This window comes from Pseudomonas brassicacearum, from assembly GCF_009601685.2.
GTDB lineage: Bacteria > Pseudomonadota > Gammaproteobacteria > Pseudomonadales > Pseudomonadaceae > Aquipseudomonas > Aquipseudomonas kilonensis_B.
The window spans coordinates 87,437-104,652 of record NZ_CP045701.2 but is presented as its reverse complement, the minus strand read 5'-3'; the positions used below and the strand labels follow the sequence as shown (position 1 = coordinate 104,652).

At 59.8% G+C, this 17,216-nt stretch carries 16 protein-coding genes; 8 read left to right on the top strand and 8 right to left on the bottom strand.

Annotated elements, in window-relative coordinates; translation table 11 throughout:
* Nucleotides 1-365 precede the first annotated feature (365 nt).
* The 3 genes from GFU70_RS00475 to GFU70_RS00465 all read left to right on the top strand — a co-directional run bounded on the left by GFU70_RS00475 (nucleotide 366) and on the right by GFU70_RS00465 (nucleotide 3,693).
* Nucleotides 366-1,340 (top strand): aKG-HExxH-type peptide beta-hydroxylase, encoded by a 975-nt coding sequence (locus GFU70_RS00475; RefSeq protein ID WP_193034269.1) that lies wholly within the window; start codon nucleotides 366-368, stop codon nucleotides 1,338-1,340.
* 3 nt (nucleotides 1,341-1,343) lie between these two features.
* The gene (locus GFU70_RS00470) at nucleotides 1,344-2,252 is read left to right on the top strand and encodes a DMT family transporter (RefSeq protein ID WP_116643509.1); all 909 of its coding nucleotides are present in this window, start codon (nucleotides 1,344-1,346) and stop codon (nucleotides 2,250-2,252) included.
* A gap of 268 nt (nucleotides 2,253-2,520) precedes the next feature.
* Nucleotides 2,521-3,693, top strand: coding sequence for a hypothetical protein (locus tag GFU70_RS00465; protein ID WP_058542486.1), 1,173 nt, complete (start codon nucleotides 2,521-2,523; stop codon nucleotides 3,691-3,693).
* Between the two features lie 208 nt (nucleotides 3,694-3,901).
* Here the strand turns inward: GFU70_RS00465 and GFU70_RS00460 are convergent, their stop codons facing one another.
* The 6 genes from GFU70_RS00460 to def form a co-directional block, all read right to left on the bottom strand.
* Complete coding sequence (locus GFU70_RS00460; RefSeq protein ID WP_153387442.1) at nucleotides 3,902-4,066, bottom strand: hypothetical protein; 165 nt, start codon at nucleotides 4,064-4,066, stop codon at nucleotides 3,902-3,904.
* A 279-nt stretch (nucleotides 4,067-4,345) separates the two neighbouring features.
* Entirely contained in the window at nucleotides 4,346-4,657 is a 312-nt protein-coding gene (locus GFU70_RS00455; RefSeq protein WP_116643511.1) for a tetratricopeptide repeat protein, read from the bottom strand.
* Between the two features lie 238 nt (nucleotides 4,658-4,895).
* A complete protein-coding gene (gene trkA / locus GFU70_RS00450) occupies nucleotides 4,896-6,269 on the bottom strand; it encodes a Trk system potassium transporter TrkA (RefSeq protein ID WP_058543072.1) in 1,374 nt (457 codons plus the stop codon).
* A gap of 24 nt (nucleotides 6,270-6,293) precedes the next feature.
* Nucleotides 6,294-7,604 (bottom strand): 16S rRNA (cytosine(967)-C(5))-methyltransferase RsmB, encoded by a 1,311-nt coding sequence (rsmB, locus tag GFU70_RS00445; protein WP_153387441.1) that lies wholly within the window; start codon nucleotides 7,602-7,604, stop codon nucleotides 6,294-6,296.
* The gene (gene fmt, locus GFU70_RS00440; RefSeq protein ID WP_153387440.1) at nucleotides 7,601-8,560 is read right to left on the bottom strand and encodes a methionyl-tRNA formyltransferase; all 960 of its coding nucleotides are present in this window, start codon (nucleotides 8,558-8,560) and stop codon (nucleotides 7,601-7,603) included. The genes rsmB and fmt overlap by 4 nt, the downstream gene beginning before the upstream one ends.
* Before the next feature lie 71 nt (nucleotides 8,561-8,631).
* Entirely contained in the window at nucleotides 8,632-9,138 is a 507-nt protein-coding gene (def, locus tag GFU70_RS00435; RefSeq protein ID WP_003196300.1) for a peptide deformylase, read from the bottom strand.
* Between the two features lie 169 nt (nucleotides 9,139-9,307).
* On the opposite strand from def, the gene GFU70_RS00430 reads away from it, so the two are divergent.
* From GFU70_RS00430 to GFU70_RS00420, 3 genes are all read left to right on the top strand, one after another.
* A complete protein-coding gene (locus GFU70_RS00430; protein ID WP_153387439.1) occupies nucleotides 9,308-10,333 on the top strand; it encodes a LysM peptidoglycan-binding domain-containing protein in 1,026 nt (341 codons plus the stop codon).
* A gap of 81 nt (nucleotides 10,334-10,414) precedes the next feature.
* Nucleotides 10,415-11,509 (top strand): DNA-processing protein DprA, encoded by a 1,095-nt coding sequence (gene dprA / locus GFU70_RS00425; RefSeq protein ID WP_153387438.1) that lies wholly within the window; start codon nucleotides 10,415-10,417, stop codon nucleotides 11,507-11,509.
* A 61-nt stretch (nucleotides 11,510-11,570) separates the two neighbouring features.
* Entirely contained in the window at nucleotides 11,571-12,128 is a 558-nt protein-coding gene (locus tag GFU70_RS00420) for an L-threonylcarbamoyladenylate synthase (RefSeq protein WP_003196294.1), read from the top strand.
* Between the two features lie 416 nt (nucleotides 12,129-12,544).
* Here GFU70_RS00420 and GFU70_RS00415 read toward each other — a convergent pair whose 3' ends face one another.
* A complete protein-coding gene (locus GFU70_RS00415; protein ID WP_153387437.1) occupies nucleotides 12,545-13,522 on the bottom strand; it encodes an NADPH:quinone reductase in 978 nt (325 codons plus the stop codon).
* 163 nt (nucleotides 13,523-13,685) lie between these two features.
* Between GFU70_RS00415 and hemF the strand changes: the two genes are divergently transcribed.
* Both hemF and aroE read left to right on the top strand, forming a co-directional pair.
* The gene (hemF, locus tag GFU70_RS00410; RefSeq protein WP_024617012.1) at nucleotides 13,686-14,600 is read left to right on the top strand and encodes an oxygen-dependent coproporphyrinogen oxidase; all 915 of its coding nucleotides are present in this window, start codon (nucleotides 13,686-13,688) and stop codon (nucleotides 14,598-14,600) included.
* Between the two features lie 13 nt (nucleotides 14,601-14,613).
* Complete coding sequence (gene aroE, locus GFU70_RS00405; protein WP_058544852.1) at nucleotides 14,614-15,435, top strand: shikimate dehydrogenase; 822 nt, start codon at nucleotides 14,614-14,616, stop codon at nucleotides 15,433-15,435.
* A 195-nt stretch (nucleotides 15,436-15,630) separates the two neighbouring features.
* On the opposite strand, the gene GFU70_RS00400 is transcribed toward aroE, so the two are convergent.
* Entirely contained in the window at nucleotides 15,631-17,199 is a 1,569-nt protein-coding gene (locus tag GFU70_RS00400; RefSeq protein ID WP_153387436.1) for a SulP family inorganic anion transporter, read from the bottom strand.
* Nucleotides 17,200-17,216: the final 17 nt, after the last annotated feature.

Genomic DNA, 17,216 nt, shown 5'->3' with positions numbered 1-17,216 from the left:
GCTTACACCTTTCGACGGCCAAGCGACAATCTATATTCTTAAAAATTGGATCCAATATAGCAAATGAGTATATAACGCAAAAAAATAATAGTGTCATTTATCAAAATGATTATGTTAGTTTCGCTTTGCCTTGCAATGAAATGCGAACGGCATAATCTTTCAAAAAAATGGAGCTTTTTATGAAACTCGATATGTCCAAACTGATCGTATCTCAATCCGCACTGAGCCTGACTGCAATGGTTGCGCTGTCGAGCGTAAACAAATCTATCGGCGAATAAATTTCGACGGTGATTTATTAGAAGGACTGCCATATCGCTATGGCGGTCCTTCTTTTTATGGAGAGCCTGCTTTCAAGGAGAAATCAATTGAGCATCTTAATCACAAATGAAGAGTATCGCCAAGATTCCTACGCATTGCTCAATCAATACAAAGAGTCGATGAGCTACTTGGCGAGCGTGTTTAATGATGACTATCAAAAATCCGACTCTGTGACCAAGCTGTCTTGGAAGTCTTTCGCATTCTACAATAAGTGCATCAAGAGCTTGCAAGCCAACGATGCAGATTCAGGCTTACATTTTTTTCAAGAAGCCAAGCAAAACGAAAGGCATGGATCAGAAGGATTCAGGGTTTCCGGGTTCTCTGAAAACAACCGAAAAGAAGAAATCGACTTGGTTGCCGATGAAGTACGAGAAGAGGCGTCTGGCAAAATCAGTATTGGTTTCATCGGCGCTGATGTTGCTGAGATAGAGAAAACCAAATTAATCGCAGGAATAGAACTTCTCAAGGCCCAATCGTTAGACCTCTACAATGAAGCTGAGATCTTAATAGATGAAATAGTCCTGACTGGTCCTGGTGATGAATACCATGTCAGATCGGCCAGCAGTTACAATTTATTAGGGCTGGTTTTGATATGGGCCGATGAAGTCCATAGCCCCATCTATTACGCACAACAGGTAGTCCATGAGGCCGCCCATTTACGACTGTTTTTAAAAAGCACAGATGACAGGTTTGTTTTGAATCCAGAGAGTGAATTATACACAGCGCCATTCAGGCCTGACGCCCGTCCCATGCTCGGTATATTTCACGCACTTTTCGTACTGGCTAGAATTGCACTCGCAATGTCTGGTTTGGGAAAAGTAGCGCCTGGAAAACTGGCAGAGGAAGCGCTTGAGAAAGGGCGGGTGGCTGAGAAGAGATTTTTCGCGACCGCAGCTCAGATCAAGCGGGACGGTGTGTTGACGCCCATGGGACAACAGATTTTCGATGAGTGCTTGGGGGAAATGACCAAAATATCACCTTTTCGTAATGTTTATGATGACATGCTGAAAAGTGGATTCTGAGCAATGAACAGTTTTAAAAAAATCGCCCCACATGATTACGCATTCTTATTGCTAGTGGCGCTGATCTGGGGGGGAAACTTCGCCTTAATTAAAGTAGGGCTTGAACAAATCAAACCCTTCGTGATGACATTCATCAGGTTTTCGCTTTGCGTCTTCCCGTTTGTATTTTTCATGCCAAGACCTAAAATTCCAGCTTATGTACTCGCTGCCTATGGAATATTGTTTGGTGGCGGAATATGGGGGTGCGCCAACATTGCCATCTATACAGGCACCTCTCCCGGCACTGTATCCCTCATCATTCAGCTCAGCGCATTCATTACATTTATCATTGGCCTGATTGCCTTTAAGGAAAGAGCTTCCAACATCAGCATTATCGCCCTCGCGATATCACTCTCTGGCCTTTTCTTGATGCTACTCAAGAACAATCAGGGTTCAGGTCCGTTGGGCGTTGCTATCTGCTTGCTCGCAGCTTTTTGCTTTAGTATGTGTACTTTTATTATTCAAAAATACAAGCCTAAAGACCTGCTACCCTTTATGGTTTGGAGCTTCTTATTTAGCCTTCCAGTTCTATTCGTTCTTGCCTTGTACTTTGAAGGTGCCGAGTCATTCTATAGCCTGAAGGATGCGATAAACTACAAAGTCATAGTGTCGCTGATCTCACAGTCTTACGTGACGACTCTGCTGGGGTACTGGATATGGAACTACAACATAAGAAAGTATTCTGGCTCCACCGTGGCCCCCATTGGCTTGCTGGTTCCGTTTTTCGCCATCATCATTTCCTACTTGTTCTTTAGCTATCCGATAAATGGAACAGTCATTCTATCGATAGGCTTGGTTTTCTGCGGCGTGATTTTGTTCAACCTACGACACAGCATTGAGCAGTTGTCTAACAAGACCGCCATACAAAGATGACACGACCTTGCTCAGGTTTAAAATTTGCAGCAGGAACGCATGCACCACTTCAATGCCGTCTCGGCCAAACCGCCCAAAAAAAGTGCGTTTCGCTAGTCATTTTGGAGCGCGCTTTTTGCCCGTTGATTTAGTTGCAAACTTTAACTTTCAAAGCGTCTTAAACACGGGATTGGAGCGTGCACAAAAACGGTACGGCCTGCACTTATCACGGCCCAAGCGGTAGTTTTCACTTCCGTCATGCCGAAACGCTTACGATAGGGAAATCTTCATGAAGAATTTTTCAAAAGAATTAGCTATTTTTTTAGTCTGCTCAACGGCTTACCGCCTATGTTCCGGGGCATTGGTGGTCTCCCTGACGTGGACCATCCTCAACCAGAACGAAGGTGGTTATTTACCTTTGGCATTGGCGATTTTTTGCTCCTTCATTCCGGCCTTCATCACGCCGGTGATTATCAAGCGGCTGTCGGCGCGAATGAACGGACGAAAAATGAGCAGCTGGTTTACGTTTTGTCTGGCCGGTCTCAGCCTGGTGGTAGGGGCAAGCCGAGACATCACCATCGCTCTACTAGCCGCCAACCTCTTTGTCTGGCTGGTTTTCATGCTGCTCGAAGCCAGCTTGGACATGTGGTTCACCCAGGTTCAGCGTGGTATGGATGAAGCCTCTGTCAGACGAATCAGTGGTGCAACCACTGCAACCGGTCAAGCGGCCCTGATGATTGGTCCGTTGTTGGCAGCCGGCTTGATGCCGATCCTGCCGGGTATGGGGTTCTTCATTTTTCTGGGCGCTGGATTCCTGCTGGTATCAGCGATTTGTTACATCCGCCAGGGTCTCTCGGTGGTGGCACAAGAGGCTAGCGAGACAGTTGCGCCAGCCAAGCTTCCACTCACCCTGTTTGTGCCAATGGTACTGATCTGGCCAATCCTCGGTGCCTTCAACTTCATGCTTCCCGTGTATGTGTCGAGCCATGGCTGGGCGCTATTTGAGCTTGGTGTGCTGGACGCAGTGTTCGGCATGGGGATGGCGTTGGTGGGAGTGCTGATCATTCTGAGTAATACCGGTCGCAATCTATCGGTATTTCTCTCGGGGCTGATCGGGCTGGCCATCATTTCCGCAGCGGTATGGTTTATGGTGCCAGATACCCTGGTGCTCAAGGCGCTGAGCCTGCTGATCCTTGGCATGGCCTTTGGCGGTGCGCGGGTGCATATCCGAGCAGCCATTGCCTACCGCTACAGCGAGGCTGCCGTTGGTGCGTGTGTTAGCCGGGCGAATGCCCTCGCAACACCGGTCTTGCTGTTAATCCTCAGCCTGCAGCTGGCATTGATCGAGAGCGCGTGGCTGATACCGTTTCTGATGATTACCTTGTCCATTGTTCTATTGCTGCAGACATCGGCGACTCGCTTTGCCCAAGGACACACGAGCCCGGTAACAGCAGGTGCCTGATAGTCCTTATCCGGGGGCAACATAACCCCCGATTGGGGCAGGTCTGTCGACAATGGGTTTGGCTGGTCTACCGCCATCGCGAGCAACCTTTGCTCCCACAGATTTGCGCTGTCTGAGCTTTTAGCGGATTGGCAGTGGATTGGGGAGGGCTTTTTTGTGAGTGCTGCGCACTGGAGCGCCAGCCCGGTCAAGCGGGAGCAACCCCAGATCAAACAAACCCCAACAAGCGGGTCTGACCTGCCACAACGCAGCCGACCGCCCCCGCCACCACCAGCGCCACCCCTAGCCACTTGCGCAGCAGATACGGCTTGAGAAACCGATCGAGCAGAAAGGACAGCGCCAGGGCAATGATCATTTGGGTAATTTCGGACATGTGTGTTTCCAGTCAGGTCTTGATGATCAGTGTCGAGAGGGCGTTCAGCCGCAAACCTGTGGGAGCAAAGCTTGCTCGCGATTGGGGCAGGTCAGTCGACAACGGGTTTGGCTGGTCTACCGCTATCGCGAGCAAGCTTTGCTCCCACAGATTTTGCGCCGGCTGAGCTTTTGGCGGATTGGCAGTGGATTGGGGGGTGGGCTTTTTTGTGAGTGCTTCGCACTGGAGCGCCAGCCCGGTCAAGCGGGAGCAAGCTCCCTCGCTACAGGTGCATGGCGTTCAGGGCTGGCGATCCAGTTTTTTGAGGAACACGGTCATTTCTTTTTCGGCCTGTTTGTCGCCGTGGGCGCGGGCGGCTTCCAGGCCTTGTTCCCAGGCTTGGCGGGCTGCCGGTAGGTCGCCTTGGCCTTGGTGGGCCTTGCCCAGTAGTTTCCAGGCTGCTGAGTATTTGGGGTCGAGTTCGACGCAGCGTTGGAAGTGTTCGGCTGCCCGGGCGAATTCGCCGAGGTCGAGGTAGCCCTTGCCCAGGCCGAAGCGCAGCAGGGCGTTATCCACACCCTTGGCGAGCATTTTTTCCAGGGAATCGAGCATGGCGGCGTCCTTTTCGGTTGTGTCAGTGATTGACCGGTTGGGAATGAGATCGCTATCGCGGGCAAGCCTTGCTCCCACAGGTCTACTCCCACAAATCTCCAGCAGTTCTCCTACAGATCTATAAACAGTTCTCCCACAGATCTATAAACAGTTCTCCCACAGATCTCCCCACAGTCCAGTTCCTGTGGGAGCAAGGCTTGCCCGCGATGAGGCCCAATCCATCACCGCAAATCCTGGATCAGAAGAAACTCAACCCCACATGGAACAGCTTCTCGACATCGCGAATGTGCTTCTTGTCCACCAGGAACAGAATCACATGGTCGCCGGTCTGGATGGTGGTGTCGTCGTGGGCGATCAGTACTTCTTCGTCGCGGATGATCGCGCCGATGGTGGTGCCCGGCGGCAGGCCGATGTCGCGGATGGCCTTGCCGATGACTTTGCTGGACTTGGCATCGCCATGGGCAATGGCCTCGATGGCTTCGGCCGCGCCGCGGCGCAGGGAGTGGACGCTGACGATGTCGCCGCGGCGCACGTGGGCCAGCAAGGTGCCGATGGTTGCCAGTTGCGGGCTGATGGCGATGTCGATGTCGCCGCCCTGGATCAGGTCGACGTAGGCCGGGTTGTTGATGATGGTCATGACCTTCTTCGCCCCCAGGCGCTTGGCCAATAGCGACGACATGATGTTGGCTTCGTCGTCGTTGGTCAGGGCCAGGAAGATGTCGGCATCGGCGATGTTTTCTTCCAACAGCAGGTCGCGGTCCGAGGCGCTGCCCTGCAGCACCACGGTGCTGTCGAGGGTGTCGGAGAGGTAGCGGCAGCGCGCCGGGTTCATCTCGATGATCTTGACCTGGTAGCGGCTTTCGATGGCTTCGGCCAGGCGTTCGCCGATCTGCCCGCCACCGGCGATGACGATGCGCTTGTAGTTCTCATCGAGGCGGCGCATTTCGCTCATGACCGCGCGAATGTTCGCCTTGGCGGCAATGAAAAATACTTCGTCGTCGGCTTCGATCACCGTGTCGCCCTGGGGCAGGATCGGCCGGTCACGGCGGAAAATCGCTGCGACCCGGGTATCCACATTCGGCATGTGCTCGCGCAACTGGCGCAGTTGCTGGCCCACCAGCGGCCCGCCGTAGTAGGCCTTGACCGCCACCAGTTGCGCCTTGCCTTCGGCAAAGTCGATTACCTGCAAGGCGCCGGGGTGTTGGATCAAGCGCTTGATGTAGTTGGTCACCACCTGCTCGGGGCTGATCAGCACATCCACCGGGATCGCTTCGTTGTCGAACAGGTCGGCGCGGGTCAGGTAGGACGCTTCGCGCACCCGCGCAATCTTGGTCGGGGTATGAAACAACGTGTGGGCGACCTGGCAGGCGACCATGTTGGTTTCATCGCTGTTGGTCACGGCCACGAGCATGTCGGCATCGTCGGCGCCGGCCTGGCGCAGCACCGTCGGCAACGACCCGCGACCTTGCACGGTGCGGATGTCGAGGCGGTCGCCCAAGTCGCGCAAGCGTTCGCCGTCGGTGTCGACCACGGTGATGTCGTTGGCCTCGCTGGCCAGATGTTCCGCCAGCGAACCGCCGACTTGTCCTGCGCCGAGGATGATGATTTTCATCCAGTCACTCCTATCGAATCGGTCTTAACCGCGTGCAGCGGCGATCTTGATCAGCTTGGCGTAATAGAACCCGTCGTGACCACCTTCCTGGGCCAGCAACTGGCGGCCATGGGGCTGTTTCAGGCCGGCCTGGCTGGCAATGTCCAGTTCCCGCGCCCCTGGGGTGCGGGCGAGGAAGGCGTCGATCACTTCGGTGTTCTCGGTCGGCAAGGTCGAGCAGGTGGCGTAGAGCAGCATGCCACCGACTTCCAGGGTCGGCCACAGGGCATCGAGCAGTTCGCCCTGCAACACGGCCAGTGCCGCAATGTCGTCCGGCTGGCGGGTGAGCTTGATGTCCGGATGCCGGCGGATCACGCCGGTGGCCGAGCATGGGGCATCAAGGAGGATGCGCTGGAACGGCTTGCCGTCCCACCAGGTTGCAGTGTCGCGGCCATCGGCGGCGATCAGCTCGGCCTCCAGGCCCAGGCGCTCGAGGTTTTCCTTCACGCGCACCAGGCGCTTGGCTTCCAGGTCCACCGCCACCACGCCGGCCAGCTTCGGCTCGGCCTCGAGAATATGGCAGGTCTTGCCACCCGGCGCGCAGCAGGCGTCAAGCACCCGTTGGCCGGGCGCCAGCTCCAGCAGGTCGGCGGCCAATTGGGCGGCTTCGTCCTGGACGCTGATCCAGCCCTCGGCAAAGCCCGGCAAGGCGCGCACATCGCCCGGGGTTTCCAGGACGATGCCGTCGCGGCTGTACTGGCACGGAACGGCCGGGATGCCAGCCTCGCCGAGCAACGCCAGGTAGGCGTCGCGGCTATGGTGGCGACGGTTGGCCCGCAGGATCATCGGCGGATGAGCATTGTTGGCCGCACAGATGGCTTCCCATTGCTCGGGCCAGAACGCCTTGAGGGATTTCTGCAACCAGCGCGGGTGAGCGGTACGCACCACCGGGTCATGTTCCAGCTCGGCCAGCAGGGCTTCGCTTTCCCGCTGGGCGCGGCGCAACACGGCGTTGAGCAGGGCCTTGGCCCAGGGCTTTTTCAGCTTGTCGGCGCAGCCTACGGTTTCGCCGATGGCGGCGTGGGCCGGGACGCGGGTGTAGAGCAGTTGATAGAGCCCCACCAGCAGCAGCGCCTCGACGTCGGCGTCGGCGGCCTTGAACGGTTTCTGCAACAGCTTGGCCGCCAGGGCCGACAGCCGCGGCTGCCAACGGGCGGTGCCGAACGCCAGGTCCTGGGTGAAGCCGCGATCACGGTCTTCCACCTTGTCCAGTTGGGTCGGCAGGGAACTGTTGAGGGAGGCTTTCCCGCTGAGGACGGCGGCAAGTGCCTTGGCGGCGGCCAGACGTGGGTTCATGAGGCGTCCGTCGCTTGGCCAAGCACAGTGCCGACGGCAAATTTTTCACGGCGGCTGTTGAACAGGTCGCTGAAGCCCAGCGCCTTGCCCCCGGGCAGTTGCAGGCGCGTCAGGCACAGCGCCTGCTCACCGCAGGCAACGAGGAGCCCGTCCTTGCTGGCGCTGAGGATTTCACCCGGTGCGCCCTTCCCTTCGGCGTAACTGGCCGCCAGCACTTTCAGGGCTTCGCCGTTCAAGGTGCTGTGGCAGATCGGCCAAGGGTTGAAGGCCCGCACCAGGCGCTCCAGCTCAACGGCTGGGCGGCTCCAGTCGATACGGGCTTCGTCCTTGTTCAGTTTGTGTGCGTAGGTGGCGAGGCTGTCGTCCTGCACTTCGCCTTCCAGCGTGCCGGCGGCCAGGCCGGCAATCGCCTGGATCACCGCTGGCGGGCCGATGAGCGCGAGGCGGTCGTGCAGGCTGCCACCGGTGTCGTCGGCGCTGATGGGGGTGCTGACCTTGAGCAGCATCGGCCCGGTGTCCAGGCCGGCTTCCATGCGCATTACGGTCACGCCGCTCTCGGCATCGCCGGCTTCCACGGCGCGCTGGATCGGCGCCGCACCGCGCCAGCGCGGCAGCAGCGAGGCGTGGCTGTTGATGCAACCCAGGCGCGGGATATCCAGCACCACTTGGGGCAGGATCAGGCCGTAGGCGACCACCACCATCAAGTCTGGCTTGAGCGCCGCCAGTTCGGCCTGGGCTTGCGCGTCGCGCAGGGTCGGCGGCTGCAACACCTCGATGCCGTGCTCCAGGGCCAGTTGCTTGACCGGGCTGGGCATCAGTTTTTGCCCGCGGCCGGCCGGCCGGTCCGGCTGGGTGTAGACCGCGACGATTTCGTGGGGGCTGGCCAGCAGGGCCTTGAGGTGTTCGGCGGCAAATTCGGGAGTGCCGGCAAAGACGATGCGCAGTGGCTCAGTCATGGGTAGCTCTCAATTACAAAGCAGTCGCAAAAAGAAAAAGGCTTGCCGCGGCAAGCCTTTTAAAGGGGGCATCAAGCATTCTGGCGATGAAGTTTTTCCAGTTTTTTCTTGATGCGGTCACGCTTGAGGGTAGACAGGTAATCCACGAACAGCTTGCCGTTGAGGTGGTCACACTCGTGCTGGATGCACACCGCCAGCAAACCTTCGGCGATCAGTTCATAAGGCTGGCCGTCACGGTCCAGGGCCTTGATCTTGACCTTCTGCGGGCGGTCGACGTTTTCGTAGAAGCCCGGCACCGAGAGGCAGCCTTCCTGGTACTGGTCCATCTCGTCGGTGAGGGTTTCGAACTCGGGGTTGATGAACACCCGCGGCTCGCTGCGGTCTTCGGAAAGGTCCATCACGACGATACGCTTGTGCACGTTGACCTGGGTCGCGGCGAGGCCGATGCCTGGCGCCTCATACATTGTTTCAAACATGTCATCGACCAACTGGCGCACTTCGTCGTCCACTACGGCCACTGGTTTGGCGATAGTGCGCAGGCGCGGGTCCGGAAATTCGAGAATGTTCAAAATGGCCATAAGCTTGATAAATGCACGTCTGAGGTAAAGTCGGGTGGCAGGCCTGGCGTCTCTTGGGATGCAGGCTACCGTTGTAAAACGTTGCTCTTGGGACAATAGCTCCGCAAGGCAGCGAGCCACGGGGGCTCTGGCGTTTTACGCGAACGCACATAATAAAGGGATTCACCGCATGAGGAAATCACTACTCGCCCTGCTGCTCCTGGCCTCGGCCGGTATCGCGCACGGGCAAGTGCAACTTCGGGAAGGTTTTCCCCAGCAATACACGGTGGTGACGGGGGACACACTCTGGGACATTTCCGGCAAATACCTGCGCGAACCGTGGAAATGGCCAGAACTCTGGCAGGCCAACCCGCAGATCGAAAACCCCAACCTGATTTATCCGGGCGACACCCTGTCGCTGGTCTACGTCAATGGCCAGCCGCGCCTGACCCTCAATCGCGGTGCCTCGCGGGGCACCATCAAGCTGTCGCCGCGCATTCGCAGCTCGCCAGTGGCCGACGCCATCCCGAGCATTCCGCTGCAAGCCATCAATAGCTTCCTGTTGAACAACCGCATCGTCGACACGCCTGAAGATTTCAACAAGGCCCCCTACATCGTCGCCGGCAATGCCGAGCGGGTGCTCAGCGGCATGGGGGATCGGGTCTTTGCCCGCGGCACGTTCGATGCGAACCAGTCGGCGTACGGCATCTTTCGCCAGGGCAAGGTCTACACCGACCCCGAGACCCAGGAATTCCTGGGCATCAATGCCGACGACATCGGCGGCGGCGAGGTGGTCGCCACCGAGGGCGATGTCACCACCCTGGCCCTGCAACGCACCACCCAGGAAGTACGCTTGGGTGATCGTCTGTTCAGCGGCGAAGAGCGCTCGATCAACTCGACCTTCATGCCCAGCGCGCCAAAATCGGACATCCACGGGTTGATCCTGGACGTGCCGAGAGGCGTGACCCAGATCGGCGCGCTGGACGTGGTCACCCTGAACAAGGGCCGCCGCGACGGGCTGGTCGAAGGCAATGTGCTGGCGGTGATGAAGACCGGTGAAACCGTGCGCGACCGCATCACGGGCGAGCGGGTGAAAATTCCCGATGAGCGGGCCGGCCTGCTGATGGTGTTCCGCACCTACGACAAGCTCAGTTATGGCCTGGTGCTGTACGCCTCGCGCTCGTTGGCGGTGCTCGACAAGGTCCGTAATCCATAACGGGTTTCACAAGTTACCAACAGAGTTATCCACAGCTTGTTCCCGTTTGAACGGGGCTCATAACGATCAAGGATTGATCACATGCCACTGCCAGAATCTGCGCCGGTTTCCCCTGCGGAACTGGAGGCCCGGCTACGCCTTCACCGCTTGCCGGAGCTGGGACCCAAACGTTTCATGACCCTGATGGAGGCCTTCGGCTCGGCCTCCAAGGCCATCAGTGCACCGGCCAGCGCATGGCGAGCGCTGGGCTTGCCGCTGGCCTGTGCCGAGGCGCGGCGCAACCCGGATGTACGTGACGGCGCCGCCCATGCATTGGCCTGGCTTGAGCGTGCGGGCCAGCATTTACTGATGTGGGACCAACCCGACTACCCGGCACTGCTGGCGCAGATCAGCGACGCGCCGCCGCTGCTGTTCGTCGCCGGCGACACCTCGATCCTGGAAAAACCCCAGCTGGCGATGGTCGGCAGTCGCCGCGCATCACGCCCCGGCATGGACACCGCGGCGGCGTTTTCCCGAAGCCTGGCCGGGGCCGGTTTTGTCATCACCAGCGGGCTGGCCCTGGGCATCGATGCAGCGGCTCATCAAGCAGCACTGGACGTCGGCGGGCGCACCGTCGGCGTGTTGGGCACCGGCCTGGAAAATTTTTATCCACAGCGCAATCGTCGGCTGGCGGACGCGATGATTGCGCAAGGCAGCGCGGTATTGTCGGAGTTCCCGTTGGACGCGCCGCCCCACGCCAGCAATTTTCCGCGCCGCAACCGGATCATCAGTGGCTTGTCCCTGGGGGTGCTGGTGGTGGAGGCCAGTGTCGCCAGCGGCTCGCTGATCACCGCCCGCCTGGCCGCGGAGCAGGGCCGCGAGGTGTATGCCATTCCTGGATCGATCCATCACCCTGGTGCCCGAGGCTGCCATCAATTGATCCGCGACGGTGCGGCGCTGGTGGAAACCGTCGAGCACATCCTCGAAGCGCTGCGCGGTTGGCAACAGTTGCCGCTGGCCTCGGAGCCTGTGCCCGTGACCCATCCGCTGCTGCGCCTGCTGCATGCCGCGCCGCTGAGCAGCGAGGCGCTGGCCGACGCCAGTGGCTGGGGCTTGCCCAAAGTGCTGGCGGCGTTGACCGAGCTGGAGATGGAAGGACGCGCCACCTGTGACAATGGACGCTGGTTTGCACGCTAGGTTTTATGGGGAAGATCGGTAAACTGCCCACAGCCTTATTTGCGTTGCGGGAGAATCTTTCATGGTCAACAGTTGGCGTGTGCAACAAGCCGCGCGAGAAATTCGCGCCGGGGCGGTGATTGCCTATCCAACCGAAGCGGTCTGGGGCCTGGGTTGTGACCCATGGAACGAAGAGGCGGTGGAACGCCTGCTGGCGATCAAGTCGCGGCTGCCCGACAAAGGCCTGATCCTGGTGGCTGACAACATCCACCAGTTCGACTTTCTGTTCGAAGACTTCCCCGACACCTGGATGGACCGCATGGCCAGCACCTGGCCGGGGCCCAATACCTGGCTGGTGCCGCACCAGAACCTGCTGCCGGAATGGATCACCGGGGTGCACGACACCGTCGCGCTGCGGGTCAGCGATCATCCCACCGTGCGCGACCTGTGCTCGTTGGTCGGGCCGCTGGTGTCCACCTCGGCCAACCCGCAAGGACGCCCGGCGGCGCGCACGCGGATTCGCGTCGAGCAGTATTTCCGTGGGCAGATCGACCTGGTGCTGGGCGGCAACCTGGGCGGGCGCAAGAACCCCAGCGTGATTCGCGACCTGGCTACTGGCAAGGTTGTGCGGCCGGACTGATACCGCGTCATCGTTCATCGCGGGCAAGCCTTGCTCCCACAGGCCATGTCCTGTGGAAGCAGGCCTCATTCCCACAGGTTTTGCTCTGTGGAAGCAGGCCTCATTCCCACAGGTTTTGCTCTGTGGAAGCAGGCCTCATTCCCACAGGTTTTGCTCTGTGGAAGCAGGCCTCATTCCCACAGGTTTTGCTCTGTGGAAGCAGGCCTCACTCCCACAGGTTTTACTCTGTGGAAGCAGGCCTCATTCCCACAGGTTTTGCTCTGTGGAAGCAGGCCTCATTCCCACAGGTTTTGCTCTGTGGAAGCAGGCCTCATTCCCACAGGTTTTGCTCTGTGGAAGCAGGCCTCACTCCCACAGGTTTTACTCTGTGGGAGCAAGGCTTGCCCGCGATGAGGCCATCACAAACACCCTTTAATTCAAGGCAAAAGAACGGTCGACCCGGTCGTCCGGCGCGCCGACAGCTCAGTATGAGCCTTGGCCGCTTCCGCCAGTGGATAACGCTGGTTGATATCCACCACAAGCTTGCCGCTGGCGATCATCCCGAACAATTCATCAGCCATGCGCTGCAGGTTTTCGGCGTTGTTGGCGTAAGTCGCCAGGGTCGGGCGGGTGACGTACAGCGAGCCCTTGGCCGCGAGAATTCCCAGGTTCACACCTTCTACCGCACCCGAGGCGTTGCCGAAACTCACCACCAGGCCACGGGGCGCGACGCTGTCCAGGGAGGTCAGCCAGGTGTCCTTGCCAACCCCGTCGTACACCACGGGCACCTTCTTGCCGTCAGTCAATTCCAGCACCCGCTGTGCGACGTTTTCCTTGCTGTAGTCGATGGTTTCCCAAGCGCCGTGGGATTTGGCGATGGCGGCCTTTTCCGGCGAGCTCACGGTGCCAATCAGCTTCACGCCCAAGGCCTTGGCCCACTGACAGGCCAAGGAACCCACGCCACCGGCCGCGGCGTGGAACAGGATGGTTTCGCCACCCTTGAGTTCATAGGTCTGGCGCAACAGGTACTGCACAGTCAGGCCCTTGAGCATCACGCCCGCCGCCTGTTCGAAACTGATGGATTCGGGCAAATGCACCAGGTTGGCCTCAGGCAACACATGCACATCGCTGTAGGCCCCCAGTGGGCCGCTGCCGTAGGCCACCCGGTCGCCGACCTTGAACCGCGTGACGTCCGACCCAACCGCCTCGACCACGCCCGCGCCTTCGGCACCCAGGCCCGATGGCAGCGCTGGCGGCGGATACAGACCACTGCGGTAGTAGGTGTCGATGAAATTCAGGCCGATCGCCTTGTTGCTGACGCGCACCTGCTGCGGGCCGGGCTCGGCAGGCGAGTAATCGACGTACTCAAGCACTTCGGGACCGCCGTGGGAACTGAACTGGATACGTTTGGCCATCTTCACTTTCTCCTTGTCGCAGGGCTTTTACCAAGCCTGCTATCGGACTCCTAAGCTTGACCGTCGTCAACTGTGGTGTAGGCAAGTGCGGTGGTATCCTGTGCGCCCATTTGCCACCGGCCCGCTATACGCCGCGTAGCGTAGCCCTGATCAAGGTGATGTCATGTCCACTCGCACCGAGGCCGTGAAAGCCTACCTGCTCGACCTGCAAGACCGTATTTGCGCCGCCCTGGAAACCGAAGACGGCGGCACTCGCTTCGTCGAAGATGCCTGGACCCGGCCGGCCGGCGGTGGCGGTCGCACGCGGGTGATCGAAAACGGCACGGTGATCGAAAAGGGCGGCGTCAACTTTTCCCACGTCTTCGGCAGCGGCCTGCCGCCCTCGGCCAGCGCCCATCGGCCAGAACTGGCCGGGCGCGGCTTCGAAGCCTTGGGCGTGTCGCTGGTGATCCACCCGCACAACCCGCACGTGCCGACCTCCCACGCCAACGTGCGCTTCTTCATCGCCGAAAAGGAAGGCGAAGAGCCGGTCTGGTGGTTTGGCGGCGGCTTCGACCTGACGCCTTACTACGGCGTCGAAGAAGACTGCGTCCATTGGCACCGTGTCGCCGAGCAGGCCTGCGCGCCGTTCGGCCCCGAGGTGTACCCGCGCTACAAAGCCTGGTGCGACAGCTATTTCCACCTCAAGCATCGCAACGAGCCCCGGGGCATCGGCGGCCTGTTTTTCGACGACCTGAACGCGTGGGATTTCGACACCTGCTTCGCCTTCATCCGCGCCATCGGCGACGCCTACATCGATGCGTACCTGCCGATCGTGCGCCGCCGCAAGCACGACGCGTTCACCGCCAAGCAGCGGGAATTCCAGGAGTTTCGCCGTGGGCGCTACGTGGAGTTCAACCTGGTCTATGACCGCGGTACCTTGTTCGGGCTGCAGTCGGGCGGACGTACCGAGTCGATCCTGATGTCGCTGCCGCCGCAAGTGCGCTGGGGCTACGACTGGAAAGCCGAACCGGGCAGCGAAGAGGCGCGGCTGACCGAGTACTTCCTGCAGGATCGCGATTGGCTGGCGACGGCCTGAACGAGGATTATCCATGGACCGCTACGTTGTAATGGGTAACCCGATCGGCCACAGCAAGTCGCCGTTGATCCATCGCCTGTTTGCCGAGCAGACCGGGCAAACGCTGGACTACAGCACGCTGCTGGCGCCCCTGGAGGATTTCGCCGGTTGCGCGCAGGAATTTTTCCGCGAAGGGCGTGGGGCGAACGTCACGGTGCCGTTCAAGGAAGACGCCTTCCGCCTGGCCGACACCCTGACCGAGCGAGCCCAGCGGGCCGGGGCGGTCAATACGTTGAGCAAACTGGCCGACGGTCGCCTGTTGGGTGACAACACCGACGGCGCCGGGCTGGTCCGGGACCTGACCGTCAATGCCGGCTTTAGCCTCAAAGACAAGCGCATCCTGTTGCTCGGGGCCGGTGGCGCGGTGCGCGGTGCCCTGGAGCCGCTGCTGGCCGAAGCGCCGGCCTCGGTGATCATCGCTAATCGCACGGTGGAAAAGGCCGAATTGCTGGCCGAGTTGTTCGCCGACCTGGGCCCGGTCTCAGCCAGCGGGTTCGACTGGCTGCAAGAGCCGGTGGACCTGATCATCAACGCCACCTCCGCGAGCCTGTCGGGGGATGTACCGCCGATTGCCGCGAGCCTGATCGAGCCCGGCAAGACGGTTTGCTACGACATGATGTATGGCAAGGAACCGACCTCGTTCTGCCGTTGGGCCAAGGAACACGGCGCGGCGGTGGCAATGGATGGCCTGGGCATGCTCGCCGAACAGGCGGGTGAAGCGTTCTACCTGTGGCGCGGGGTACGCCCGGACACCGCGCCAGTACTGGCCGAACTGCGCCGCCAGCTGGCGCTGTAAGAGCTGTGCAGGAGCTATGTAAGAGCTGAGCTGTGTAAGAGCTGTGTAGGAGCTGTGTAGGAGCTGTGTAGGAGCTGTGTAGGAGCTGTCGAGTGCAACGAGGCTGCGATCTTTTCAAAAACAATTGAGTCAAAAGTGAAAGACTCAAAATCAAAAGATCGCAGCCTTCGGCAGCTCCTACAGGGTTGAATCAGTTCAGTCCTCGAAGTGAATCGGGCAATGCTCCGGCCCCTCCAGCTTCAACAACTCCTCCACCACATGCGGCCTGGCCTTGCGCAACGTCAGGCTGCGCCTCTGGCTGCGCAGGCGCCGGGCTTCCTGGTGGAGCATTTCCACCCCGGAATAATCGATGAAATTGATCTGCTGGGCATCGATCACCACCCGCTGCGCGTGCAGCCGTTGCAACCGCACTTGCAAGTAGTGGCTGGCACCAAAAAAGATCGAGCCGCCAACCCGTAGGATGTCTGCTTCCCCTTCGTGGGAATGCTGCACCCGCGGCTGTGAAGTGCGCTTGAGGTAAAAGAACAGCGAGGCCAGTACGCCGGCGTAGATGGCGGTTTGCAGTTCCAGCAGCAACGTGGCCAGGCAGGTCAGGCTCATCACCACGAATTCGGCGCGGCTCACGCGGTACAACGCCCGGATGCCGCGGTGGTCCACCAGCCCCCAGGCGATCAACAGGATGCTGCCGGCCATGGCTGGAATCGGGATGTGCGCGATCAGTTTCGCTCCAGCGACCGCAAACAACGCCACCCACAGGGCCGAGAACACCCCGGCCAGGGGCGAGCAGGCCCCGGCTTCATAGCTGAGGCCGGAACGGGTAAAGGAGCCGGCCGACAATGATCCGGAGAAAAATCCTCCAACGATGTTGGAAAGCCCCTGCGCCCTCACCTCCTGATTCGCATCGAGCAATTGCCCGGAACGTACCGACAACGAGCGGGCGATGGACAGGCTGGTGACCAGCCCGAGCATGCCCACCGCAACAGCCCCGGGCAGCAGGCGCAGAATCAGCTCCAGGTCCAACGGCAGCGGCGTGAAGGGCGGCAGGCGCCCGGCAAACGCACTGACCAGCGCCACATGCCCGAACATCGCCGGCCATAACCAGACCACCAGGCTGCTGATGACTAAAGTTATCAACAGGCTCGGCCAACGCGGCAGCAAGCGCTTGAGCGCCACGCCCAGCACCAAGGTCCCCAACCCCAGCAGCAGCGATGGCTTATCCACGGCCCCGATGTGGCTGCCCAACATCAGTAAACCTCTCAACGCCGTGGCTTCGTTCGGCAGGTCGAGGCCCAGCAGGTTCGGCAACTGCCCCAGGGCAATGACCACCGCCGCGCCCAAGGTGAAACCCAGTACCACCGAGTGCGAGACGAAATTCACCAGCGCACCGAAACGCAGCAATCCCAGCAACCATTGGAAAATACCCGCCAACACCGTCAGCAGCAGGATCAAGGTGATGTAGTCCTGGCTGGCGGGGACGGCCAGCGGACTGACGGTGGCGTACAAAACGATGGAAATCGCCGCCGTGGGCCCGCAGATCAGGTGCCACGACGAACCCCACAGGCAGGCGATCAGCACCGGCACGATCGCCGCATACAAGCCGTATTCCGGTGGCAAACCGGCAATCAGGGCGTAGGCAATGGACTGCGGCAACGCGAGAATCGCGCCGCTCAGGCCGACGATCAAGTCACGGCCGACACTGGCGCGAGTCTGCCGGGGCAGCCAGTTCAGGAAAGGCATGAGTGAACGGCGCGTGGGAATTGCCATGGGGCCTCAAGGAATGG